This is a genomic window from Neorhizobium sp. USDA 3394, from assembly GCF_056280385.1.
In genome coordinates this window covers 3,923,273-3,946,651 of sequence record NZ_JBWCDU010000001.1, presented here as the reverse complement: position 1 = coordinate 3,946,651, position 23,379 = coordinate 3,923,273, and the positions used below count along the sequence as shown (strand labels likewise).

The window sequence follows — 23,379 nt, the reverse complement described above, 5'->3', positions numbered from 1 at the left end:
AATGACGGCGGTATTTCCCGCGCTCGATCCGGCGAACTACAGGACGCATGCGCTGCATTCAGCCGAGCGCATGTGGCCGGAGACGAATTGTTACGTCGATCTGTGGATAGAACTGCTTTCGGCGCAGGGCCTGCCGCCGGAAGCCATGCTCGGTTTCACCCTGACCCAGGATTTCGAAGGCGACCAGTTCACCTTCTTCAAGGTGCCGCTCGAAGACCTCGAGACCCTGTTCGGCATCCGCGTGACCGAACTGGCGATCTTCGACCGGCCGGAATGGCATGTCACGGAACAGATCCGCCGCGGCAGGCTGACGCTGCTCGAACTCGACAGCTTTTATCTGCCGGATACGCGCGGCGTCGCCTATCGCCAGGAACACGGCAAGACGACGGTCGCGATCAACCGGCTGGACCTCGAACGCCGCGAGCTCGACTATTTCCACAATGGCGGCTTCTTCACCCTTTCCGGCGAAGATTTCGATGGCCTGTTCCAGTTGAACGCCGGCCCCGAGGCGCTGCCCTTCCTGCCCTATACCGAATTCGCCAAGTTCCCCGCCGCCTATCCGGACGCGCGGGAAATTCGCGAAACCGCATGGAAGCTGCTCAGGCACCATTTTCCCCGGCGGCCGCAGGACAATCCCATCCGCGCGTTCGGGAAGGTCTTCCCGGCGCAGGTGGAGCGGATCGCCGAGAGAGATTTCGGCTTCTTTCACAAATACGCGTTCAACACGCTGCGGCAGATCGGCGCCAATTTCGAGCTGCTGGCGAGCCATCTCGCCTGGCTGAACCACAAGGCGTTCGCCCGGCCTGAACAGCAGGCGCTGAGGATTTCGGAAGTGGCGAAATCCACCCAGTTTCAGCTTGCCCGCGCCCTGACCCGCAGGAAGTTCGAGCCGCTGGCAACGGCGCTCGATCCGGCGGCCGATGCCTGGGACCTGCTGATGGGGGACCTGGCATCGACGCTGAGCCACGCCCGCGAGGCCGCGTGAGCCTTCTTATCCCGATCGGATCAGAGACCAGCCTTCTTGCCGAGGGCTGGTCTTTGGCGTTGACGGAGCCGGGCGCCTTCTCCCTGCCGTCCGATCTTCCTCCGGACCTCGAATACCTTCCTGCCATGGTGCCCGGCACGGTCGCTGCCGCCCTGGAAGCCGCCGGCCGCTTCGACCGAAGCAATCCCGAGCCGCTGATCGACAGGGATGCCTGGTATCACTGCCGGCTTGCCGGTGAAGCGCCTGGGCCGGCGATCCTTCGGTTTGCCGGGCTTGCGACTGTCGCCGAAGTATTTCTCGGCGACACGCTGATCCTGTCCTCGACAAGCATGTTCGAAAGCCACGATGTCGCGGTGGAACTCACCGGCACCGAAACATTGTCGATCTGCTTTCGAGCCTTGAAACCGCATCTGGAAAAGACCGGGCCTCGTGCCCGCTGGCGCCCGCGGCTGATGAACAGCCAAGGTCTCCGCCTGATCCGCACGACCGCGCTCGGCTTCATGCCGGGATGGTGTCCGGAGGTTCACGCGGTGGGACCTTGGCGGCCGGTTTCGGTGATCAGGGCCGCCGACGCTATCTTCTCCCCTGCGGGGAGAAGTGCCGAGCAAAAGCGAGGCGATGAGGGGGTCCGCACGTTGGGCTCATCTGGCCTTCCATTGGCTTCGCCCCCCTCATCCGGCCCTACGGGCCACCTTCTCCCCGCTGGGGAGAAGAGGGAGTTCGCCATCTCCGCCGAGCTTGATGAACGCGGAGCAGGCCTTCTCAAGGTCAGCTTTGCATTTGACGGACCACCCCGGGATCTCCGACTCGTCTGTAATGGCAGCGAGGCGCATTTTACAAATGGCGGCGGCAGGTATTCGGCCGAGCTGCACCTTCCCGGCGTCAAACCCTGGTGGCCGCATACCCATGGCGAACCGGCGCTTTACGACGTGGCGCTCAAGGTCGATGGCGAAGAATTCCCGCTCGTGCGGACCGGCTTCCGAAGCCTGAAGGTCGATCGCGGCGTAGACGACGACGATTTCGCCATTATCGTCAACGGCGAGAAGATATTCTGCCGCGGCGCCGTCTGGACGTCCTCCGATATCGTCGATCTGCCGGGCGATCGCGCCAGCTACGAGTCCTGGCTCAGGCTTGCGAGAGACGCGGGGATGAACATGATCCGCATTCCAGGCATCACCACCTATGAGAGCCCGGAGTTCTTCGCGCTCTGCGACGAACTCGGCCTCCTGGTCTGGCAGGATCTTATGTTCGCCAACTTCGATTATCCGGTGGCCGATCCGGATTTCGTGATTCACGTGAAAACGGAAGTCGGGCAGTTCCTGGCGGCGACGCAAGCCTTGCCGTCGCTTGCGGTCCTTTGCGGCGGCAGCGAAATCTACCAGCAGGGCGCCATGCTGGGCCTGCCGGAACGCATCTGGAAAGGTCCGCTCTGCGAGGAGATCCTTCCCGCCTTGGCAGCCGATTGCCGGCCGGATTTGCCCTATGTGGCGAATTCGCCTTCCGGCGGCGCCTTGCCCTTCTACCCGAACGCCGGCGTCGCCCATTATTACGGCGTCGGCGCCTACAAGCGGCCGCTCGAGGATGCGCGGCGGGCGAATATCCGCTTTGCAGCCGAGTGCCTGGCATTTTCAAACCTCTCCCATTCGGAAACGCTGATCGGCGGCAAGTCCGGGATCCCCCGTGATGCCGGGGTGGACTGGGACTTCGAGGACGTTCGCGATCATTACCTCGGCACGCTTTACGATGCCGATCCGCAGGCGCTGCGGGCGCAGCAGCCGGAACGATATCTCGCCCTCTCCCGCGCCGTGACCGGAGAAATGATGGAGGCGGCCTTCGCCGAATGGCGCCGGCCCGGCTCGACCTGCAACGGCGCTCTCGCCTTCACCTTCCAGGATGTCATGCCCGGTCCAGGCTGGGGCGTGGTCGGCGTCGACCGCACGCCGAAACCTGCCTGGTTCGCGCTGAAGCGGGCTTTCCGGCCGGTCCAGGCGCTGTTTGCCGACGAGGGCACCAACGGGCTCGATATCCACCTTCTCAATGAGACGCCCGCCGACCTGCCGGTGGTTCTCGAACTCGCCTGCCTGCGGGACGGCAGGATGCCCGTCGTATCCGGCCGCCGAGACCTGACGCTTGTTTCTCGCAGCAGCGAAAGCATCGCCTCGACCGATCTGTTCGGCGCCTTCTTCGACACCAACTACGCCTACCGTTTCGGCCCGCCCTCTCACGACGTAACGGTGGCGCGGCTGAAACATGCGCAAACCGGGGAGATTGTCGCCGAGGCTTTCCATTTCCCGCTCGGACGCGCCCGCGCGTTCCACGATGCCGAGATTGCGGTTTCGGTCGCAGGGGGCGACGGAGAGTTCTGGCTGGAGCTTTCGACAGACGTCTTTGCGCAATCGGTCAGCATCGAATGTGCCGGCTATCGTCCCTCGGACAATGGCTTTCACCTGGCGCCGGGCGCAATCAGGCGCATCGGCCTTTCCGCACTCCCGGACGCCGCCGGCAGGCCCGGCGGCACGATCCGTTCACTCGGCGGCGATCGAATCCTGCGTTTTTGAATAGGCGAGCTCTTCCAGCGGAAAACGGAAGGCCATTTGCCTGAGAGCCTTGAGATAGGCAGCCCGGGCATGCTCCGGCGTCAGATTGTGGTCGGCATCCGGAATGATCTCCGCCGATACATTGGGGAAACGGCTCAAGCCGGACCCGTCATGGCCGAAATAGAAGTCGTATTGTTCGAGGCCGAGATCGTTCTCGCTGTAGATCAGCGAGATGGAGGTGCCGCGCCGATGGAGGATGCGGAAAGCGCCGTAGATCGCCCGGCCCTCTGGCAGGAAACCACGAAAGGCATGCAGGATCTTGTGCTTGACCCGGTTGCCGAGACCCTTCGCGATATTGCGGGCCGCGACCATGGTATCGACCTCACCTCGGATGAGGCGCTTGAACGTTTCCGCGCGCAGGGCCCGCCTGCGATAGTCCTGCAGACTGCGGGTGCCGTTGACGATGGCATCCTCGACCGAGCGGCCCGGTGACCAGCGAAAGACGGCGGGATTGACGGATACATTGCCGGCGATGCGCGGTTCGGCGACCGAGGCCTGGAAGCCGAGATAGGCGCCGCTGCAGCGGCCTGCGGTCACGACCGGCGTCAGGCGGCGCCTTTGGAGAAAGTCGATCGCCTCCGATACATCGGCAATTTGGGTGGAATGATAGAGGACCTGCTCCGGCCGGCCCGGCACCGGCGGGCTATCTCCCGCATTGGCGGTATCGAAACGCAGCGAAGGAATGCCGGAGCGGGCCAGCGACCGGGCCAGCGCCACCGTCGAGCGCCCCCAGCCCGCATGCCTGTCGTAGGCCGATGTCAGGAAAAGCACCGTGGCGCCCGCGCGGCCATGATTCGGCTCGCAGAGGACCCCGACCAACCGATCGTCGAGGCCGAAACGAACCGGAGTTTCGGTGAAACCGTCACCGGCAAGCGGTTCTGCCTGCCCAGGCGGGCATTGTGCCGCACGGGGTGTCCCCGCGGGTAACGCAACGATCCAGTCCGTCAGCTTGTCCGCCACCGGGAGCGGCAATCTCGCAATCGCCGGGTTGGAGACCAGCTGGTCGTAACCTTCGAAAGCCTGTTCGGTCACAGCCGCGCCGAGCGCCCGCAGCCGCGCGGCGAATTGCGTATCGGCCGGCCGGTCGGCCCGCCCGACGACCAGAACGCGCGGCGCGGCCTGCCGATCGATCATCAGCAGATTGACCTTGCGAACCTCGTCGGCGATCGGGCCGGGCAGGGTGTGCGAAGCGATGGACACGCCTGTCTTGTCGCGCTGCTCGTCGGCAAGGCCCAGGTTTTCGTCCACCACCCTGGACCAGACCGCAAGCTCGCGAACATGCAGGCGCCCGGAAACGACCGGCGCCATATAGGCGATGGCGGCCAGATCTTCGAGCCTCTCGGCGGCCTTGGTCGCAACGACGGCCCCCAGCCCCTGGGAAACGAGGACGATCCGCTCGCAGCCGGAAAGCGCCTTCAAATGTGTGGCAGCGGCGACGAGGCTGTCGGACCAGACGGAAAGCCCGCTCTCGAAGTCGAGGCCGTCAAGCGCATCACCGGTACCGGGATAATCGAACCGCAGGCTGGCAATGCCGCGATCGGCAAGCTTTTCCGAAATGATGCGCCAGAACTTGCGCGTGCACATTTCCTCCAGTCCCCAGGGGCTGGCAAACAGCACGGCCACGCCGGACGACGCGGTTCCCGCGGACGGTGGCGTGAAAAGCCCGACACTGCCGGCGAACGTCAGCGGTTGCGAAGCCGAGCGTTGAGGCAGTGGCGAGGTTTCCCCGGCGGCCGGGGATTGAGGTCGAGCATCCGTCATGGTCGTGCCGGCTGGTTTTTTGATCACTGCGCCAGCAATACGTCCGGCCTTGCTTCCAGGCGCTTAAACTATCCGGCGCAATTTTACCGATCGCAGCTGGATTGTTCCGAAAAGACGCGGGAGAGAACCTGCATCTGCGGCCGGTCGCCGCTTTTGGTCGGCTGGATGTTCAGCGGTTCGTTTTCCGGCCACCACTCGCCGCCGGCCCAATAGGACCAGCCGAGCCAGACATCGGCGCCCTGCTCCACCGTTCGGACCATCTCGGCAAGCGCCGGCAGGCAGTCCGGGGTGGCTGGAACCGCGAGTTCTCCGAGATATCCGCGCTGTCCGTGTTCCCGAAGCCAGCCGGCCACGTCGCCGATCGCCTTCACGGCGTCGGCTGCCCGCGAGCACTCGGCGTTTTTCCCGGAGAAATCCGTGTCCAGGTATTGATGGACCTCATAGGCATAGTTGTCCTGCGGGTCGGAGATCGCCAGCATGGCTGCCGCATTAGGCGTGCCGTAATCTCCGGCAAGCCAGCTATGGGCCCCCGTCCAGGCGGTGCCCGGTACGAGCACGAGATTGGCGGCTCCCGTCTGTCGGATCGCGCCGATCGCGCTGTTGGCGGCGGAAAGCCAGTCTTCGGCCGAAATGCCGTAGGGCTCGTTCATCAGGCCGAAGGCGATCCCGTCGATGCCGGCAGCGGCTGTGGCGAGCCGGCGCCAGAAATCCGCGAATGCGCTCTGCGGCACCGTTTCGGAGCCTATCGGCTGGCCGCGAAACCGCCCGTAATTATGCGGGTCGAGAATGACCGCCATGCCGCCGGCGCGGATCAGCCGGACCGTATCAAGTAGCCGCTCGAGCTCGGCGGGTTCGAGCCCCTTGTAGAGCTGCGGCTGGAGCCTTTCCCACAGAAACGGCAGGCGCACGGTGTTGAAGCCCTTGCCGGCGAAGTATTCGATCGTTTCCCTGGTGGGATAGATATAGCCCTTGCCGTATTCGTCTCCGAGATTGCCGAACTCGGCGCCGGCCAGGTTGACGCCACGCAAGCAGGCGGTCTTTGCCTCGGCCGATCCGGCCGCTACCGCCACGGACACCAGGACTCCCAGCAAACGCGAGACGCCGCGGTCGATTTTTCGGGACCTCTGCTTCAAGTCTTCCTCCAGCGCGAAGTCGCAACCTGCCATCATAACCTTTAGCAAATGCGAATCGTTACCCGAAGCGGCTCCGCGGCGGTGATGCGCGCGCCGACGGCGCAAAAGGAACGGAATTTTGGGTGGCTGGCTTTAAGGTCGGCAGGTAAGAAGCTCATCTGGACAGACAGACAAGACGGGCTGTACACATTCAAGAACCAAGACCGGGCCTCGCCGGGCATTTTTCCGGCCTGAATGGGACCGGATATTGTCCGGCGCCAATTTTATGTATACACGGGGTGGCCGACCGATGGCAGAGGAGGGAGAATTTGCATGAACAACTATGTCCTGACCGTATCCTGCAAGACGACACGCGGCATTGTCGCCGCGATTTCCGGCTTTCTGGCGGAAAAGGGTTGCAACATCATCGACTCATCCCAATTCGATGACCTCGACACGGGCAAGTTCTTCACGCGCGTCAGCTTCCTCTCCGAAGAAGGCGCCGAACGTCCGGCACTGCTCGAAGGCTTCAAGCCGATCGCCGACCGGTTCGAGATGGAATGGGAGATCTTCGATACCGCAGAGCGCATGAAGGTGCTGCTGATGGTGTCGCGCTTCGGCCATTGCCTGAACGACCTGCTCTACCGCTGGAAGATCGGCGCCCTGCCGATCAACATCGTCGGCGTCGTCTCCAACCATTTCGACTACCAGAAGCTGGTGGTCAACAACGACATTCCTTTCCACCACATCAAGGTGACGAAGGAAAACAAGCCGCAGGCCGAAGCCCAGCTTCTCGATCTGGTCGAGCAGAGCGGCACCGAACTCATCGTGCTGGCCCGCTACATGCAGGTCCTGTCCGACAATCTCTGCAAGAAGATGTCCGGCAAGATCATCAACATCCATCACTCCTTCCTTCCGAGCTTCAAGGGCGCCAACCCCTACAAGCAGGCCTATACCCGCGGCGTGAAGCTGATCGGCGCCACGGCCCATTACGTCACCGCCGATCTGGATGAAGGTCCGATCCTTGAGCAGGACACGGTGCGCATCACCCATGCCCAGAGCGCCGATGACTATGTTTCGCTCGGCCGCGACGTCGAAAGCCAGGTCCTGGCGCGCGCCATCCACGCCCATATCCATCACCGCACCTTCATCAACGGCAACCGCACCGTCGTCTTCCCGCCGAGCCCCGGCTCCTACGCTTCGGAGCGCATGGGCTGAGGCTTATCCAAAGTCGGTAGAAAGGCCTATGGACGCGGGCTTTTAACGCTCTATCCTCTTCGGAAGCGCCCTTCCGGAGAGGTTCATGTCCGACGTACTGCCAGAACTCATCGAGCCTCCTGCAAATGACCTTCCGATCGAAGCGATCGAGGACGTCCTACGCGACCATTACGGGCTTTCCGGGCAGGTTTTCCCGATCGAGGGCCGACAAAACCCCTATTTCCTGATCGACAACGGCCACATGCGCTACCTGCTCAAGGTGGCGCCCGCCGAAGGACCATTCGAGGAGATCGAGGCTGAACACGCCCTGATGCGCCATATCCTGCGCAGCCCGGACGGGCCGCGGGTTCCCGAGCCGGTGGTGACAAAGGATGGAAGCGACACGCTCGTCCTGCCGCTCGGCGGCGAAGACCGGCGCATCCGGCTCCTCACCTTTCTCGACGGTACGGCCCCGCCGAGTGGCGAGAAGCTGCCGGACCAGGCCATCGCAGCTTTCGGGGCGATCTCCGCGGCACTTGCAAAAAGCCTGCTTGATTTCGAACATCCGGTGCTGCAGCGCGAACCGGAAGGGGACCTGCGCAAGGCCGGCCCGCAGACGGTCACGCTACTGTCCGCCGTCGCCGACCAGGAAATCCGCGACGTGATCGCCAAGGCGATGGTGACGGCGCTCCGGCGCATCCAGCCGCTCGGCCCGAGCCTGAGGATCGCTGCGGCGCACCAGAACATCGATGGCGAAACCGTCGTCGGCGAGGAGACGGACGGCGCATGGCTGCCGACCGGCGTGACGGACTTCACCGGCATTTCCAACGGCTGGCTGGTCGCCGGTTTCGCCAATACCTGCGCCTATCTGCTCGCCGACCGCGACGGCGACCCTTTCGCGCTGCTGCCGGCGGTCCGCGCCTATCACGACATCTACCCGTTCACCCTGAACGAACTTGAGGCGCTGTGGCCGCTGGTCGTCGCCCGCACCGGCATTCTCTCCGCCGAAGCCGAAAGCCGTCAGACCGCGTCACCCGACGACCCGCAAGCCAGGGCGGACGCGGAGAAACGCCGCGCCGTACTGGACGCTGCGACAACAGTTGCGCCGGCACAGGTGTTTGCGGCCATCCTTGATGCGACGGGCATGGAAAAACCGCTGCCGGAGATCGGCCGCCTCCTGCCTGATATCGACCCGGAGACTTTCCGGCTGGTGGATCTGAGCGTCACCAGCCCCCTTCTCTACGGCGGAAACTGGACGGATGCCGATAACGACTGGAAGCTGCTTGCCCACATTGCCCGGGAAACCGGCCGCGCCAGCACCCGCTACGGCGAGTACCGGCTTTCGAAAAGCAGTACCGATCCGCAGCAGGAACCGGAAAGTTTCGCGCTTCACATCGATGCCTGCATACCCGCCCGGATGCCGGCCGTAGCGCCCTTTGCGGGTACGCTGAAAACCGCCGGACCACGCCTCGTCCTTGTCGGCCGCGACCTGACCCTGCATGTCGAAGGCCTCGAATGCGTGCTGGCCGAAGACACCGAACTCGCTGCGGGCGACCCGCTTGGCGTCATCGCGGGGGCCGATAATTCCGTCGGCGGCCTGCGCCTCAGGTTCTGCCTCGATCCGGATCTGGTGCCGCCGCTCTTCTGCAAGCCGACCGAGGTCGGCACATGGTCGAGATTATGCCCTTCCCCGTCGGCGCTGCTCGGTATCGACGCGAATGCCCCGGCTCCGAGATATCCCGACCAGCCCGCCCGCGGCTGGAGGGAATACCTCTTCGATGCGACGGGCCGCAGCGCGCTCGATCTTACCGGCCAGGCGCCGCTGATCGGCTACGGACATCCCCGCCTTGCTGCCGCGACCTACCGCCAGACCATCCTCCTCAACCGCGCCGCAGGCCACCCGTCTGAGGCGGAGGAGGCTCTGCGCGCGCAACTGGCCGAACTTGCGCCCGAGGGGCTGAGCCATGTCTATTTCACCTCTGGCGGCGCGGCGGCGCTGGACCTCGCCTTCAGGCTTGCCCGCGGCCATACCAACAAGCGTGGCATCATCGGCCTGCCGGGGGTGCGGATGGACCGGCGGGATCCGGACTTCTTCGCTGTTCCATCCGTTGGAACGGCAACCGACATGATCCACGATCTCGACGATGTCGCCGCAGTGCTGGCGCAAGGTTATGGCGAGCCCGCCAACCTGGACGAGCCTTTGACGGTACTTAGGCAGAAGGCCGGCCTGCTGATCGTCGACGAAACCGGGACCGGTTATGGTCGCCTCGGACACCATACCTGGGGCTTTTCGCACCGGGGGCTCGCGCCGGACATCGTGTTTGTCGACGGGCCGGACGGCGGTGCTCCGTCGTTTCTCATGACACGGCCCGAGATCGCTGCAAACCTCCCCTCGGACCAACACCCCCCGGCGATCTGCCCCGTCAAGGCGGCCTCCGCCATCGCCGCGCTCGACGTCATCCGGGAAGAGCAAATGCGCGAAAATACGCGCGAGATCGGAAGCCACCTGAAGACACGGCTTGAAAGCCTGGCCGAACGTTTTCCCGCGATCTCCGCCATATCGGGAAGCGGGCTGCTGCTCGTCATCGATCTCGCCGACGAAGCGGCGGACCTCGGCGAACGGCTGCGGCCCGGCATTGTCGCCGATATCAGCACCCCCGGACGCCTCGTCCTGCGTCCGCCGCTGTGCTTCAGCCGCCAAAGCGCGGACGGGCTGGCGGATCGGATCGAGGCCCTGCTCTCGGAAATTTGAGGTGGCCGATCCGGTCCTTACCGGAAATTTTCCATCGTCGATCCTTGCTTGGGTGGAAAAGCCACCTATCTCTGGGCTGACGGGCGGCGGCCAGAATTGCGAATGAAATTTCACAATTTGGCCTTCTTACTGTCATCAGTCAGAAAAAAATTCTAGGTAGACTGATTTTCGTTGATCATTCTGTGGGATTCGCCTACAGATGATTTCCGTTCGGCCTGCTGAGTCTGGCTGATTTTCGCGCAACACCATGAAGGGAGAGTGACATGTTTAAATTCGTCCGCGTCGCCACCTTTGGTGAGGCCGCGTTCAAAATGAATGGCACGGATCGTCGCTCCCTTCCGTGCTGTCGAATGTAACGCTTCAGTTCAATCGTTCCTGAAAATTTTCATTCGCCAGAGCTGCGTCGCAAGCAGCCAAAGCGGGAGTCTGCCATGCAGAAGCAAGTAATCGAATTCGGCGGCGAGCCCGTCGGTATTGTCATTCCTGACGCGGACCGGCTGAAGTTCATCGCCGTGAAATTCCATGTCATCGATCTGGACGAACAGCGTTTCGGCTCTGCCGACGAGGTGCGTCTTGCCATCCGCGAGCTGGTCCGCTCGCGCAACAGCGCCTCGGCGGCGCATGTCTGATATTTTTTAAGATTCGAATTCCAAAAGCCGCCCCTGTGGCGGCTTTTTTATTGCGCTCAGAACGCAGTGAAGGTCATCGTCGTCAGCGAACGTTCGATGCCCGGGATCGACGCGATCTTCTCGTTCACGAAGCGGCCGATCTCGTCGTTGTCCTTGATATAGACCTTCAGTAGCAGGTCCCAGTCGCCGCTGGTCGAATAGAGTTCGGAAGCAAGCTCGGTCTTGTAGATGGCGTCGGCAACCTCGTAGGTCTTGCCGGGCTTGCAGCGGAGCTGGACGAAAATAGGTTTCATGGACGTCTTCCCGTCGGTCGGATCGCCTTGGCGATCATGATGGACATGTCCGACTATTGGCCGATGCCGCCGCCGTTCGCAAGCATATCCTGGCGATTCTCGTCGCGATGAATTTCGTCGGCAATCCAGTCCCGGAAGGCGGCAAGCGGTGGGTAGGTGGCCCGGTCGGGCGGATAGGCGAGATGATATTGGCCAGTCTCCATCCTCTCGGCGTCCACGGCCGGCACCAGCAGGCCCTGCTCCAGCTCCCGGCCGATCAGGAACCGCGGCAGCAGCGCGGCACCGAGGCCGGCGGTCGCCGCCTCGACCATGGTGATGAACTGATCGAAGAGCATGCCATGCAATGCATCGAAGACGATCCGATTCTTCGAGAACCACAATTCCCAGGCATCCGGCCGCGTATTGAGATGCAGCAGCGGCGCCCGAAGCACATCGGCCGGGGACTGAAGATCATGCCGCAGTTTGAATTCCGGACTGCAGGCCGGCACGACTTCCTCATCCATGAGAAAGGTAAGCGCCGCACCCGGCCAGCGGGCAGCGCCGAAATGAATGGCGGCATCCAGCGTGTCGAACCGGAAATCGAACGGTTCGAGCCGGGTGATCAGGTTCACGACCATGCCCGGATAGGCATCGAGAAAACGTCCGATTCGCGGCGTCAGCCAGCGCGTGCCGAAAAACGGCAGGATGGCGAGGTTGAGCGTGCCGCCGGAGGGATTGGCCCTGAGATTGAGCGAAGCATGCGAAATACGCCTGAGCGCTTCGCGCACCTCGCGGGCATAACCGTCGCCGGCAAGTGTCAGCCGGATCGTCTGCCGCTCGCGCAGGAACAAAGCCACCCCGAGCTGTTTTTCCAGCGCCGAGATCTGCCGGCTGACGGCGCTCTGGGTGAGGCCGAGCTCGTTTGCCGCTGCCGTGACGCTGCCGGTGCGGGCAGCCGCCTCGAAGGCGGAGAGCAGCGAGAATGACGGGAGAAAGCGCCGGGGCGGCAGCATGTCATTCCTCCAGCGAATGATCTGTTGAGAACATGTCGATATTCATCGATAACTGCTCCCTGTAAAGAGTTGGCGATCAACGCTCCCGGACAATCATCATGCTGAACGATCCCCGCTCTCACGGCCTCTGGGAAAAGACCGCCCCCGCCCCGCCGCTCACCGCGCGGCTGGAGGAGGCGATATCGGCCGATGTGGTGATTGTCGGCGGCGGTTACACAGGCCTTTCGGCAGCCCTGCATCTCGCAGAGGCAGGAACCAATGTCGTGCTGCTGGAAGCGGCGGAGATCGGTTTCGGCGGGGCCGGCCGCAATGTCGGCCTCATCAATGCCGGCATGTGGGTGATGCCCGACGATTTCCCGAAGGAACTCGGTCCCATCTACGGCGAACGCCTGCTCGATCTGCTCGGCAACGGCCCCGCCCTCGTCCGCGAACTGATCGAGAAACACGCCATCGCCTGCGAACTCGAAAAGAACGGCACGCTGCATTGCGCTGTCGGTCCCGAGGGGCTGAAAGAGCTGGAGGAACGCGCCAGGCAATGGCAGGCGCGGGGCGCGCCAGTGACGTTGCTCGATGCCGCCGAGACGGAAAGGCGTGTCGGTTCCGGTGCCTATGCCGGATCACTGCTCGACATGCGCGCCGGCACGCTGCAGCCACTCGCCTATGCCCGCGGCCTCGCCCACGCGGCGGTGAAGGCCGGTGCCAGGCTCCATACCGGCAGCGCGGTGACCGGCACCGATGAAGTCAACGGCCGGAACGTTGTCAGGACCGCCTCCGGCGAAGTGACCGCCGACTGGGTCATCGTCGCGACCGACGCCTACAGCACCGGCCCCTGGGAACAGGTGCGACGGGAACAGGTCTATCTGCCCTATTTCAACCTTGCCACCACGCCGCTCAGCGACAACCTGCGCCGCTCCATCCTTGCCGGGCGCGAGGGCTGCTGGGACACCAAGGACATCCTCTCCTCCTTCCGCATGGACCAGGCCGGCCGGCTTGTCTTCGGTTCGGTCGGCGCGTTGCGCGGCACCGGAACGGGGATCCACAAGAACTGGGCGCGGCGCTCGCTGAAGCGGCTTTTCCCACAGCTCGGAGATGTGGAATTCGAGGCCGAATGGTATGGCCAGATCGGCATGACCGACAATGCCCTGCCGCGTTTCCACAAATTCGGCAGCAACGTCCTCGGTTTTTCCGGTTACAATGGTCGCGGCATCGCGCCGGGCACGACATTCGGCAAACTGCTGGCACGCCATATCCTCGGCGAGGTTTCGGAAACCGACCTGCCGCTGCCGCTGACCGAGGTTCAGGAACCCGGCTTCCGCGCCATCAAGGAAGCCTATTATGAAGCGGGCGCCCAAGTCGCCCATTTCACCGGCGAACGGTTCTGATTGCGAAACCGCCACCGACTTGTAGATTGACGAAAATTACACATCCGGAGACTGACATGACGCTCGCCACTCTCGATCTCGCCGCTGAAGTGAAAACCATTCTGGGCGATCTCGGCGTAAAGGCCGAAAGTTATACGGGCGGCACGCTCGCCGTCCGTTCGCCCATCACAGGCAAAGAGATCGGCAAACTGCCGGAAGAAACCGCCGCAGGCGCCGCAAAGGCGATCGACGCTGCCCACGCGGCCTTCCTCGAATGGCGGCTGGTTCCGGCTCCGAAGCGCGGCGAACTGATTCGCCTGCTCGGCGAGGAACTGCGCGCAGCCAAGACCGCGCTCGGCCGGCTCGTCTCCATCGAAGTCGGCAAGGTCACCTCCGAAGGCCTCGGCGAAGTGCAGGAAATGATCGACATCTGCGATTTCGCCGTCGGCCTTTCCCGCCAGCTCTACGGCCTGACGATCGCCACCGAACGCTCCGAACACCGGATGATGGAAACCTGGCATCCGCTCGGCGCGATCGGCATCATTTCCGCCTTCAACTTCCCGGTCGCCGTCTGGTCCTGGAATGCGGCGCTCGCCATCGTCTGCGGCAATTCCACCGTCTGGAAGCCGTCGGAAAAGACGCCGCTCACCGCGCTTGCCACCCAGGCGATCTTCGAAAAGGCGCTCGCCCGTTTCGTCGCCGACGGCGGAAAGGCCCCGAAGAACCTCTCGACCCTGTTGATCGGCGGCCGCGATATCGGCGAAGTCCTGGTCGACCACGACAAGATCCCGCTGGTTTCCGCAACGGGCTCCACCGCGATGGGCCGCGCCGTCGGCCCGCGGCTTGCGTCGCGCTTTGCCCGCTCGCTGCTGGAACTCGGCGGCAACAACGCCGCGATCGTCGCCCCGACCGCCGATCTCGACCTGACGCTCCGCGGTGTCGCCTTCGCCGCCATGGGCACGGCCGGCCAGCGCTGCACCTCGCTTCGCCGCCTCTTCGTGCATGACAGCGTCTATGAAACGCTGGTGCCGCGCCTTGCCAAGGCCTACCAGTCCGTGACGATCGGCAGCCCGCTTGAAAACGGCAATCTCGTCGGCCCGCTGATCGACAAGACCGCCTATGACAAGATGCGAGATGCGCTGGAAGCCGCCAAGGCCGAAGGCGGCAAGGTGACCGGCGGCGAACGCGTTCACCAGGACGAAGCGGCCGACGCCTATTATGTCCGCCCGGCGATCGTCGAAATGCCGGCCCAGACGGGTCCGGTCAAGGACGAGACCTTTGCGCCGATCCTCTATGTGATGAAATATTCGAGCTTCGACGAGGCGCTGGCCCTCCACAACGACGTGCCGCAGGGGCTGTCCTCCTCGATCTTCACCAACGACATGCGCGAGGCGGAAACCTTCGTCTCCGCCCGCGGTTCGGATTGCGGCATCGCCAACGTCAATATCGGCCCATCGGGCGCCGAAATCGGCGGGGCGTTCGGCGGCGAGAAGGAAACCGGCGGCGGCCGCGAATCGGGCTCCGACGCATGGCGCGTCTATATGCGCCGCGCCACCAACACGCTGAACTATGGCCGCACCCTGCCGCTCGCGCAGGGCGTCAAGTTCGACATCGAATAACCGATGGCCGATACGCTCAATCTGTTGACCGATATCGAAGGCGTGGCCGTCGGCCATGCCACCGATCTTGCCTTGGGTTCGGGCGTCACGGCTATTGTCTTCGACGAACCGGCAATCGCCTCCGGCTCCGTGCTCGGCGGTGCGCCGGGCGGGCGGGATACCGCGCTCCTCGATCCGTCGATGACCGTGCAGACGGTCGATGCCTTCGTGCTGTCCGGCGGCTCCGCCTTTGGCCTCGATGCGGCTGGCGGCGTGCAATCGGGCCTGCGCGAAATCGGCCGCGGTTTCCAGGTCGGCAGCGTCCGCGTCCCGATCGTGCCGCAGGCGATCCTGATGGACCTGCTGAACGGCGGCAACAAGGACTGGGGTCTTCACTCGCCTTATCGCGAAATGGGTTATGAGTCGTTCAGGGCTGCCGCGAAGGGTGAGTTCGCGCTCGGAACCGTCGGAGCCGGAACGGGTGCCACGACGGCAACGTTCAAAGGCGGCATCGGCTCGGTAAGCGCCCGGACTTCGACAGGCCATACAGTCGCGGCACTGGTTGCCGCCAACGCACTGGGCTCGGCGACAATCGGCGAAGGCCCGCATTTCTGGGCGGCTCCCTTTGAAGAAGACAAGGAGTTCGGCGGGCTTGGGCTGCCTCCGACCTTCGACAATCGTATGCGCCTCAAGGGCCGCAACGTGACCTCGACGACGATTGGCGTGATCGTCACCGATGCCGTGCTCACCAAGGCGCAGGCGCACCGGCTTTCCATCCTTGCCCATGACGGCCTCGCCCGGGCGATCCTGCCTGCTCACCTGCCGTTCGACGGCGACACCATCTTTTCGGCGGCAACCGGTGCGAAACCTTTAAGCGACCCGTCGGATTTCATGGAACTCTGCCACCTGGCTACGCTGGTGACCGCGCGCGCCGTGGCCCGCGGCGTCTACGAGGCGGCGGCTTTGCCCGTTGCGAATGCCCAGATCGCCTGGCGCGACAAATTCACTTCGCCGGCTAAATAGCCCTTAGTGCTTCTTCGAGCCGCGGCCAGTCGCTGTCGCCGGGAAGGCCGATCCTGAGATCATCGGGCCGCTCCTCGAACCGGCGCACCAGAATGCCCTTTTCCCCGAGGTGCCGGAAAATCGCCTGCGCGCGCGGATCGCGGATGAAGCGGAACAGCGACGTTCCGCCCATGACGGGTATTCCGGCAGCACCGAGCAGAGCATCCAGCCGCGCCGCATCCTCTTTCAGCCTCAGCCGCATCGCCTGCTGCCACCTGACATCGCCGAGTGCTTCGTTCGCCACGTGTAATGCCGGACCGGACACTGCCCAAGGGCCGAGCCGGTTCTCGATGCGCGCGATCGTTTCCGGGTGCGACATCACGAAGCCGAGCCGCAAGCCGGCCATGCCGTAGAACTTGCCGAAGGACCGCAGCACCGCCAGCCCGCCGGCATCCACCGCGTCAGTGATGCTCGACGCTTCCGAGACGTCCATGAACGCTTCGTCCACGACCAGCAGCCCGCCTTTTGCGCGCGTGATTGCTGCGAGCGCCAAAAGGTCGGCGCGCGGGACGATACGGCCGGTGGGGTTGTTGGGATTGACGATGACGGCGAGGTCGGCTTCCGCCAACCGATCCAGATCGGCGGTTTCCATGACCTCGAAACCAGCCAACCGCGCCGCTCGGGCATGCTCCGCATAGGTGGGCGAAAGAACCGCAGCTTGGCCTTTCCTTGCGATCAGATCGGCGACCATCGGCAGCAGGATCTGAGTCCCCGGTCCCGCCGCGACATGTGCCGCCGACGGCACGCCGTAGGCAGCAGCGGCAAGGGCCTTCAGCCTTTCCGCCGATGCGACCTCAGGCAGTCGCGTGAAAGCATTGCCGGGAAGCGGCGAATGCGGATAGGAATGCGGGCTGATACCGGTGGAGAGATCGACCCAAGGCTCCGGCGCATGTGGAAACAGCGCCCGGGCACGGGAAAGATTGCCGCCGTGCTGTATCGGATCGCCAATCTCATCGCCAATTTCAGGGCCTGCCACCTTCATGTTCCTTCTCGCATTTTTCGCCCTGATCGTGGAGCGCATTTTCGGGTATCCGGACTGGCTGTTCCGGCGCATCGGTCATCCGGTCACCTGGATCGGCGCACTGATATCCCGGCTCGACCGCGATCTGAACCGCGAAAGCGACGACTTTTCGACGCGCAAGCGAAAGGGCGTGTTCGCGCTTTTGGCGCTTCTCGGCATCACCGTCCTGCTCGGCCTGGTGATCGAATACGACCTGAGAATGATCCCCCTCGGGCCGATCCTGCTGGTCCTGATCGCTGCGAGCCTGCCGGCGCAGAAGAGCCTTGAAACCCATGTCGAGGCCGTCGCGACGGCGCTGCGGGACGGAGGTTTGGAAGCCGGACGGAAGGCCGTGTCGAAAATCGTCGGGCGCGACCCGGAAAAGCTCGATGAAGCCGCCGTCTGCCGGGCGGCGATTGAGAGCCTGGCCGAGAATTTTTCGGACGGCGTCGTAGCGCCGGCCTTCTGGATGGGGATCGGCGGTCTTGCGGGTGGCGTCGGCTACAAGGCGGCCAATACCGCCGACAGCATGATCGGCCACAAATCGCCGCGCTACGAAGCCTTCGGCTGGGCGGCCGCGCGTTTCGACGACCTCATCAACCTGCCCGCCTCGCGCCTGAGCGCCCTTCTTTTCGTGGTCGCAGCAGGTTTCATCGATCGCGCCTCGCCGGGCAACGCGATCCGGGCCATCAGGCGGGATGCCCGCCATCACCGGTCGCCGAATGCCGGCTGGCCGGAAGCGGCGATGGCCGGCGCGCTCGGCATCGCACTCGCCGGGCCGCGCAGCTATGGCGGACAGATGATCGAGGCCCGGTTCATGGGCGAGGGCGGGCGTTCCGAGCTCACCTACGACGACATTCGCCGCGCGCTGAAACTCGCCCGGATCGCCGACGCGTTGTTGATCGGCCTTTTCGGCCTTCTGGCGTGGATCATCTGGCAAGTTTGAGCAGCCCATCGAGATCGAGATGCTTTTCCATATGGGCCGCCAGCCGGTCGAGCACCGCGTCCACGCCTGCCTCGTAATCAAGGCTGGATGCCGAGCTGCCAAGCCGCGTCAGCCATGCCGACCGCTGCCGGTCGTCCGAGAATAATCCGTGGAGATAGGTGCCCCAGACCCGGCCATCCGCCGATATCGCACCTTCCGGGTTTCCGCCGATTGTCGCAAAAGACCGCGTGCAATCGGCACCGGTGGTTCGCCCGATATGCATTTCATAACCGGACAGGGAGATTCCGTCGAAACTCGCGCCCGCAACGGCCTCCAGCCGTTTATCGCCCGCAAGAACCGTCTCGACATCCAGCAAGCCCAGCCCTTCGATTGCGCCGGGCGGTCCTTCCGTCCCTTCCGGATCGGCGATCGTTTTGCCGAGCATCTGGTAACCGCCACAGAGACCGAGCACTCGACCGCCACGACGGACATGTGCTGCAATATCCACGTCGAAACCCGCCGCCTTCATCGCCCGTAGGTCGGATATCGTCGCCTTCGAACCGACCAGCAGCACAAGATCACAATCGCCAGGGATGGCCTGTCCCGGCCGGACCCGGATCAGATCGACATCCGGCTCCGCTTCCAGCGGATCAAGATCATCGAAATTGGAGATATGCGGCAGGATCGGCACCGCGATCCTGATCTTCGCACCCGCCTTCCGCACCGAAGGCGCATTGAGGCCCAGCGCATCTTCCGCCGGCAGCCGGGCCGCATCGGCAAAATGCGGCAACAGCCCGACCGACTGCCAGCCGGTGAGTTCCCCGATCATCCGCATGCCGTCGGCGAACAATGCCGGATCGCCGCGAAACCGGTTGACGATAAAGCCCCGGATCATCGCCGCATCCTCGGGATCGAGCACCAGCCTGGTCCCGGCAAGGCTGGCGATCACCCCGCCGCGGTCGATATCGCCGATCAGGACCACCGGCACGTCGGCGGCCCGCGCAAAGCCCATATTGGCAATGTCATTCTGGCGCAGATTGATCTCGGAAGCGCTGCCGGCACCTTCGATCAGAACCAGATCGGCCTGATTGCGAAGAAGCCCAAAACTTTCCAGAACCCGCGGCATCAGCGTCCGTTTGAGCATCTGATACTCGGCAGCCTTGGCATTGCCTTCGACCCTGCCCTGCACCACCACCTGCGCGCCGACCTCGCTCTGCGGCTTCAGGAGCACGGGGTTCATATGGACGCTGAGCGGCACCCCGGCGGCGCGGGCCTGCAGCGCCTGCGCCCGGCCGATCTCGCCGCCATCCGCGGTGACCGCCGCATTGTTCGACATGTTCTGCGGCTTGAACGGCATGATCTTCAGGCCACGCAGCGTGAAAGCGCGGGCAAGCCCGGCCACGACCAGCGACTTGCCCACATCCGAGCCCGTTCCCTGAAACATCAGCGCCCGAGCTGGCTTGATCCCGGCCATCGCTTAAAACTCGATGCCGGCCTGGGCCTTCACGCCCGCCTTGAAGTGATGTTTGACCAGCGTCATCTCGGTGACCATGTCGGCGGCCTCGATCAGCGCCTGCTTGGCGTTTCGGCCGGTAACGACCACATGCAGGTCCGGCCGCCGCGCCTGGAGCGTCGCGACGATCTTGTCGAGATCGAGATAGTCATAACGAAGCGCGATGTTGAGTTCGTCGAGGATGACCAGTCCGATCGTCTCGTCCGCCATCAGCTCGAGCGCCTTTTCCCAGGCCTTCTCCGCCGCAGCAACGTCACGCTTCAGGTCCTGGGTTTCCCAGGTGAAACCTTCGCCCATCGTGTGCCAGACGACGCGGTCACCGAAGACGGCAAGCGCCGGCTGCTCCCCGGTCGACCAGGCGCCCTTGATGAACTGCACGACGCCGACGCGGCGGTTGTTGCCGAGCATGCGCAGCGCCAGGCCGAAGGCGGCGGTGGATTTGCCCTTGCCCGAGCCGGTATGGACGATGAGAAGACCCTTTTCCTGGGTCTTCTCGGCCACTTCCGCATCCTGAACCGCCTTGCGGTTCGCCATCTTGGCGCGATGGCGCTCGACGGACGCCTCGTCGATCTCCTTCACCGGGAAGCGAGCTTCGCCGGAGATCCGGCAGAAGCTTCCTCGCCGGCCCGGAATCTTTCGCGGACCACACCGGTAAGCGCGCCGAGCACGGCCCAGAACACCAGGTTGGTGGCATAGACGGCGTTGACGAAGCGGGCATGAAGATCCATCGGGACCGCCGTTTCATGGCTTGGCGGGAGCGGCGCGCCGACGAGATGCGGAGCGATCAGCAGCACGATAGCAAGTGCCGCGAACACGGCCGAGCGGGTATAGACGAGAAGGCCGAGGCCGATTGCCGTGCAGACAGCCGTCGAGAGCCACCAGATCTGGCGCGGTCCGAGCTCGGCAGCCGGCATGCCGGGCAGTTCCGGCGGCAGGCCGAGGCCGGGCGCGAGGATGACGGCGAGGAAGCCGGCAATGCCGAACATCAGGCCGCCGCGCCAGCCCTTGAAGCCCCCAAAGGCTTCCGAAGCGGCAACGAGGACAAGGGCGAAGCCGATAGCCGACAGCATGTCGGCGGCAGCAGTATAGATGAAACGTTCGAAGCCATCGGCAGGAGCCCAGGCTTCTTCGCTGTGGTGATGCTCGGCAGCAGGTGCCGCGGTGCCGGCAGCGGCAGGTGCCGCGTCATGGCTGTGGCCTGTCTCGGGCGCGGCATTTTCATACACTTCCGCCTGCAGGATCAGCGGCACGGTGGAGAAGCTCTGCATCACGGTGAGCAGCAATCCGGACAAAAGCCCGGCGATCACCGCCGTGAAGACGATGTTACGAAACAGCGACATTTGGGAGAACTCCTCAGTGGCAGGGGAAGGCGAGCGAGTGGCGCGTGTCATGCGCGGCATTGTGGACGACTTCCAGATGCGAGAAGCCGACAAAACCGACGATGAACAGGCCGAGCAGGGCCGTCATGCTGAGGGGAATGATCTTCGAAGCGGAAATGCCGACTGCGGTTGCAGCAGAATTCGTAACCATGGTCTCGTCCTTTCGCCCTCCACCCGAGGGCCGTTCACGTTCTTTGCCGCCTCTGGCAGGTCTCCTGGCTCGCGGATCGGACGCCTTTACCCGCCTTCCCGGATTTCTCCAGTGGCTTGACGGCCGAACGGCCGTTTTGGGCAAAGACTTTCCGCTTACAGTTGCGGGGGCAGCCGCGGGTTGGACGACAGAATTCGTCGCACCGCATTCCCTCTAAAACCCTTCCGGGCACCATAGGCTGGGCCACTATAGACGAATTCGGCGTCACGGCAATCGCCTTTGCGACGCATTGACATGGGTGTGCGACCGGGCTTAGGTGAAGGGAGATGGTCCCTTTCCGGCAACGGGGAGGGCTAAGAGAGAATGCGGTGCGATCCTTTCCTAAGGATCAATGCCGCGGCTGCCCCCGCAACTGTAGGCGGCGAGCCGTTTGCCGAGAGGCCACTGGAGAAATCCGGGAAGGCAGGCAAATGGCGGCGACCCGCGAGCCAGGAGACCTGCCGTCCGATAATTTTGCTTCACCGGGCGGGGTGCTCCGGGCGAAGTTTCTCGATCACCGCAGACGGTTTTGGCCTTCTGCTCCGCGCCCCGATTTTTCGACCCCGGCGGGAACGCGGCTGACCGATGAGTGACCACCGACCAGATGATCCGGCTATCGCCAGCCCGGCAGATGTGACGATTTTCGTCTGCACGAATTGCCGTGACGCCTCCGACGGCGAAATCCGGCCGGGTATCGCGCTGATCGCGGCACTGCGTGAAGCGGCCGCCGGCAAGCCGCTCGCCGTCAAGCCCGTCACCTGCCTTGCCAATTGCGAAAAGAGCCCGAGCGCCGCCTTCAACCACAAGAGCGGCTGGTCCTATGTCTTCGGGCATCTGTCGCTCGACAATGTCGAGGACATCGTTACCGGCGCGATGATGCTGGCCGAGGACGAGCGCGGTTTCCTTCCCCTTCGCGGCCGTCCCACCTGCCTGCGCGGCAAGGGCATGACGGCCCGTATTCCACCCTTTCATCATCACGAGGACATGCCATCATGAGCGTTTCGTTCGACCGCGTTCCCTGCACCGTCGTCACCGGGTTTCTGGGAGCCGGCAAGACCACGCTGATCCGAAACCTGATCGAGAACCTCAAGGGCAAGCGCTTGGCGATCATCGTCAACGAATTTGGCGATGTCGGCATCGATGGCGACGTGCTGAAAGGCTGCGGCATCGAAAGCTGCCCGGAAGACAACATCATCGAACTTGCCAACGGCTGCATCTGCTGCACGGTCGCCGACGATTTCGTGCCGGCAATCGACCGTATCCTGGCCATGGAGCCGCGCGTCGACCATATCCTCGTCGAAACCTCCGGCCTCGCCTTGCCGAAGCCGCTCGTCCAGGCCTTCCAGTGGCCGGACGTCAAGGCACGGGTGACGGTCGACGCGGTGATTGCCGTCGTGGATGGGCTGGCGCTCGCCGAAGGCCGCGTTGCCGACGACCACGAAGCGCTGGAAGCCCAGCGTCAGGCGGACGGCTCGATCGACCACGACGATCCGGTCGAGGAAGTGTTCGAGGACCAGGTGGCCTGCGCCGACATGATCGTGCTCACCAAGAGCGACCTTCTCGATGCCGCCGGCCTCGCGACCGCCAGGGACCGCGTCGCAGCACATCTACCGCGTGCCGTGAAAATCGTCTCGGCCGCCAATGGCGCCATCGACCCGGCCGTGCTGATCGGTCTCGGCCTTGCTGTTGAGGACGATATCGAAAACCGCAAGACCCACCATGATGACGAACTCGACCACGATCACGACGATTTCGACAGTTTCGTCGTCGATCTGGCCGCAGTGACCGATGCTGAAAGCCTGGCCACCCGCATCTCCGCGACGGCCGAAGCCGAAAACGTGCTGCGCATAAAAGGCTTCGTGGAAGTCGCGAACAAGCCGATGCGCCTGCAGGTTCAGGCGGTAGGATCGCGCGTGAACCATTATTTCGACCGCGCCTGGGCACCCGGCGAAGCGCGGGTAAGCCGCCTTGTCGTGATCGGCGAAAAAGGTATCGACCGCGCAGCGATCGAAAGGATGCTGGCCGCATAAGAG

20 protein-coding genes and 2 riboswitches are annotated in these 23,379 nt (G+C 63.8%); of the genes, 11 read left to right on the top strand and 9 right to left on the bottom strand.

The window, feature by feature from the left end:
- The first annotated feature begins 1 nt into the window (after nucleotide 1).
- Both ACZ9EJ_RS19460 and ACZ9EJ_RS19455 read left to right on the top strand, forming a co-directional pair.
- A complete protein-coding gene (locus ACZ9EJ_RS19460; RefSeq protein ID WP_046641840.1) occupies nucleotides 2-985 on the top strand; it encodes a DUF1839 family protein in 984 nt (327 codons plus the stop codon).
- Nucleotides 982-3,543 carry a glycoside hydrolase family 2 protein gene (locus ACZ9EJ_RS19455; RefSeq protein ID WP_080955823.1) on the top strand — a complete coding sequence of 854 codons (2,562 nt, stop codon included), beginning with the start codon at nucleotides 982-984 and terminating at the stop codon, nucleotides 3,541-3,543. The genes ACZ9EJ_RS19460 and ACZ9EJ_RS19455 overlap by 4 nt, the downstream gene beginning before the upstream one ends.
- Here the strand turns inward: ACZ9EJ_RS19455 and ACZ9EJ_RS19450 are convergent.
- Together ACZ9EJ_RS19450 and ACZ9EJ_RS19445 are read right to left on the bottom strand one after the other, a co-directional pair.
- Entirely contained in the window at nucleotides 3,511-5,370 is a 1,860-nt protein-coding gene (locus tag ACZ9EJ_RS19450; protein WP_251090777.1) for an alpha/beta hydrolase, read from the bottom strand. The two genes, ACZ9EJ_RS19455 and ACZ9EJ_RS19450, sit on opposite strands and share 33 nt — an antisense overlap.
- Before the next feature lie 56 nt (nucleotides 5,371-5,426).
- The gene (locus ACZ9EJ_RS19445) at nucleotides 5,427-6,476 is read right to left on the bottom strand and encodes a glycoside hydrolase family 5 protein (RefSeq protein WP_251090776.1); all 1,050 of its coding nucleotides are present in this window, start codon (nucleotides 6,474-6,476) and stop codon (nucleotides 5,427-5,429) included.
- Between the two features lie 312 nt (nucleotides 6,477-6,788).
- Here ACZ9EJ_RS19445 and purU point away from each other — a divergent pair, with 312 nt between their 5' ends.
- The 3 genes from purU to ACZ9EJ_RS19430 all read left to right on the top strand — a co-directional run bounded on the left by purU (nucleotide 6,789) and on the right by ACZ9EJ_RS19430 (nucleotide 11,033).
- Entirely contained in the window at nucleotides 6,789-7,673 is an 885-nt protein-coding gene (gene purU, locus ACZ9EJ_RS19440; RefSeq protein ID WP_046634762.1) for a formyltetrahydrofolate deformylase, read from the top strand.
- Nucleotides 7,674-7,758: 85 nt separating this feature from the next.
- Nucleotides 7,759-10,404, top strand: coding sequence for an aminotransferase class III-fold pyridoxal phosphate-dependent enzyme (locus ACZ9EJ_RS19435; RefSeq protein WP_046641839.1), 2,646 nt, complete (start codon nucleotides 7,759-7,761; stop codon nucleotides 10,402-10,404).
- Nucleotides 10,405-10,835: 431 nt separating this feature from the next.
- Entirely contained in the window at nucleotides 10,836-11,033 is a 198-nt protein-coding gene (locus tag ACZ9EJ_RS19430) for a hypothetical protein (RefSeq protein WP_007765631.1), read from the top strand.
- A gap of 56 nt (nucleotides 11,034-11,089) precedes the next feature.
- Here ACZ9EJ_RS19430 and ACZ9EJ_RS19425 read toward each other — a convergent pair whose 3' ends face one another.
- Both ACZ9EJ_RS19425 and ACZ9EJ_RS19420 read right to left on the bottom strand, forming a co-directional pair.
- Entirely contained in the window at nucleotides 11,090-11,326 is a 237-nt protein-coding gene (locus tag ACZ9EJ_RS19425; RefSeq protein WP_007765628.1) for an Lrp/AsnC ligand binding domain-containing protein, read from the bottom strand.
- 53 nt (nucleotides 11,327-11,379) lie between these two features.
- A complete protein-coding gene (locus tag ACZ9EJ_RS19420; RefSeq protein WP_046634758.1) occupies nucleotides 11,380-12,318 on the bottom strand; it encodes a LysR family transcriptional regulator in 939 nt (312 codons plus the stop codon).
- 98 nt (nucleotides 12,319-12,416) lie between these two features.
- Between ACZ9EJ_RS19420 and ACZ9EJ_RS19415 the strand changes: the two genes are divergently transcribed.
- Genes ACZ9EJ_RS19415 through ACZ9EJ_RS19405 form a run of 3 tightly spaced genes read left to right on the top strand, consistent with a single transcriptional unit; the run spans nucleotide 12,417 to nucleotide 16,300 of the window.
- Complete coding sequence (locus ACZ9EJ_RS19415; protein ID WP_046641837.1) at nucleotides 12,417-13,700, top strand: NAD(P)/FAD-dependent oxidoreductase; 1,284 nt, start codon at nucleotides 12,417-12,419, stop codon at nucleotides 13,698-13,700.
- Nucleotides 13,701-13,756: 56 nt separating this feature from the next.
- A complete protein-coding gene (gene amaB / locus ACZ9EJ_RS19410) occupies nucleotides 13,757-15,298 on the top strand; it encodes an L-piperidine-6-carboxylate dehydrogenase (protein WP_046634754.1) in 1,542 nt (513 codons plus the stop codon).
- Nucleotides 15,299-15,301: 3 nt separating this feature from the next.
- Nucleotides 15,302-16,300 carry a P1 family peptidase gene (locus ACZ9EJ_RS19405; protein ID WP_046641836.1) on the top strand — a complete coding sequence of 333 codons (999 nt, stop codon included), beginning with the start codon at nucleotides 15,302-15,304 and terminating at the stop codon, nucleotides 16,298-16,300.
- Here the strand turns inward: ACZ9EJ_RS19405 and cobD are convergent.
- A complete protein-coding gene (cobD, locus tag ACZ9EJ_RS19400; protein WP_251090771.1) occupies nucleotides 16,293-17,315 on the bottom strand; it encodes a threonine-phosphate decarboxylase CobD in 1,023 nt (340 codons plus the stop codon). The genes ACZ9EJ_RS19405 and cobD overlap by 8 nt on opposite strands.
- 4 nt (nucleotides 17,316-17,319) lie before the next feature.
- Between cobD and cbiB the strand changes: the two genes are divergently transcribed.
- Nucleotides 17,320-18,285 carry an adenosylcobinamide-phosphate synthase CbiB gene (cbiB, locus tag ACZ9EJ_RS19395; RefSeq protein ID WP_046641834.1) on the top strand — a complete coding sequence of 322 codons (966 nt, stop codon included), beginning with the start codon at nucleotides 17,320-17,322 and terminating at the stop codon, nucleotides 18,283-18,285.
- Here cbiB and ACZ9EJ_RS19390 read toward each other — a convergent pair.
- The 4 genes from ACZ9EJ_RS19390 to ACZ9EJ_RS19375 are packed head-to-tail and all read right to left on the bottom strand — an operon-like array spanning nucleotide 18,269 to nucleotide 21,307.
- Entirely contained in the window at nucleotides 18,269-19,738 is a 1,470-nt protein-coding gene (locus ACZ9EJ_RS19390) for a cobyric acid synthase (protein WP_046641833.1), read from the bottom strand. The genes cbiB and ACZ9EJ_RS19390 overlap by 17 nt on opposite strands.
- Nucleotides 19,739-19,741: 3 nt before the next feature.
- The gene (cobO, locus tag ACZ9EJ_RS19385; RefSeq protein ID WP_046641832.1) at nucleotides 19,742-20,356 is read right to left on the bottom strand and encodes a cob(I)yrinic acid a,c-diamide adenosyltransferase; all 615 of its coding nucleotides are present in this window, start codon (nucleotides 20,354-20,356) and stop codon (nucleotides 19,742-19,744) included.
- The gene (locus ACZ9EJ_RS19380) at nucleotides 20,353-21,117 is read right to left on the bottom strand and encodes a CbtA family protein (RefSeq protein ID WP_046641831.1); all 765 of its coding nucleotides are present in this window, start codon (nucleotides 21,115-21,117) and stop codon (nucleotides 20,353-20,355) included. The genes cobO and ACZ9EJ_RS19380 overlap by 4 nt, the downstream gene beginning before the upstream one ends.
- Before the next feature lie 13 nt (nucleotides 21,118-21,130).
- Entirely contained in the window at nucleotides 21,131-21,307 is a 177-nt protein-coding gene (locus ACZ9EJ_RS19375) for a CbtB domain-containing protein (RefSeq protein ID WP_046634740.1), read from the bottom strand.
- 37 nt (nucleotides 21,308-21,344) lie between these two features.
- Nucleotides 21,345-21,558: riboswitch (cobalamin riboswitch) on the bottom strand.
- 59 nt (nucleotides 21,559-21,617) lie between these two features.
- A riboswitch (cobalamin riboswitch) is annotated at nucleotides 21,618-21,826 on the top strand.
- Nucleotides 21,827-21,931: 105 nt separating this feature from the next.
- Here ACZ9EJ_RS19375 and ACZ9EJ_RS19370 point away from each other — a divergent pair.
- On the top strand, nucleotides 21,932-22,342 hold the full coding sequence (locus tag ACZ9EJ_RS19370; protein ID WP_046641830.1) for a DUF1636 family protein: 411 nt from the start codon (nucleotides 21,932-21,934) through the stop codon (nucleotides 22,340-22,342).
- Nucleotides 22,339-23,376 (top strand): cobalamin biosynthesis protein CobW, encoded by a 1,038-nt coding sequence (cobW, locus tag ACZ9EJ_RS19365; RefSeq protein ID WP_046641829.1) that lies wholly within the window; start codon nucleotides 22,339-22,341, stop codon nucleotides 23,374-23,376. The genes ACZ9EJ_RS19370 and cobW overlap by 4 nt, the downstream gene beginning before the upstream one ends.
- Nucleotides 23,377-23,379 lie beyond the last annotated feature (3 nt).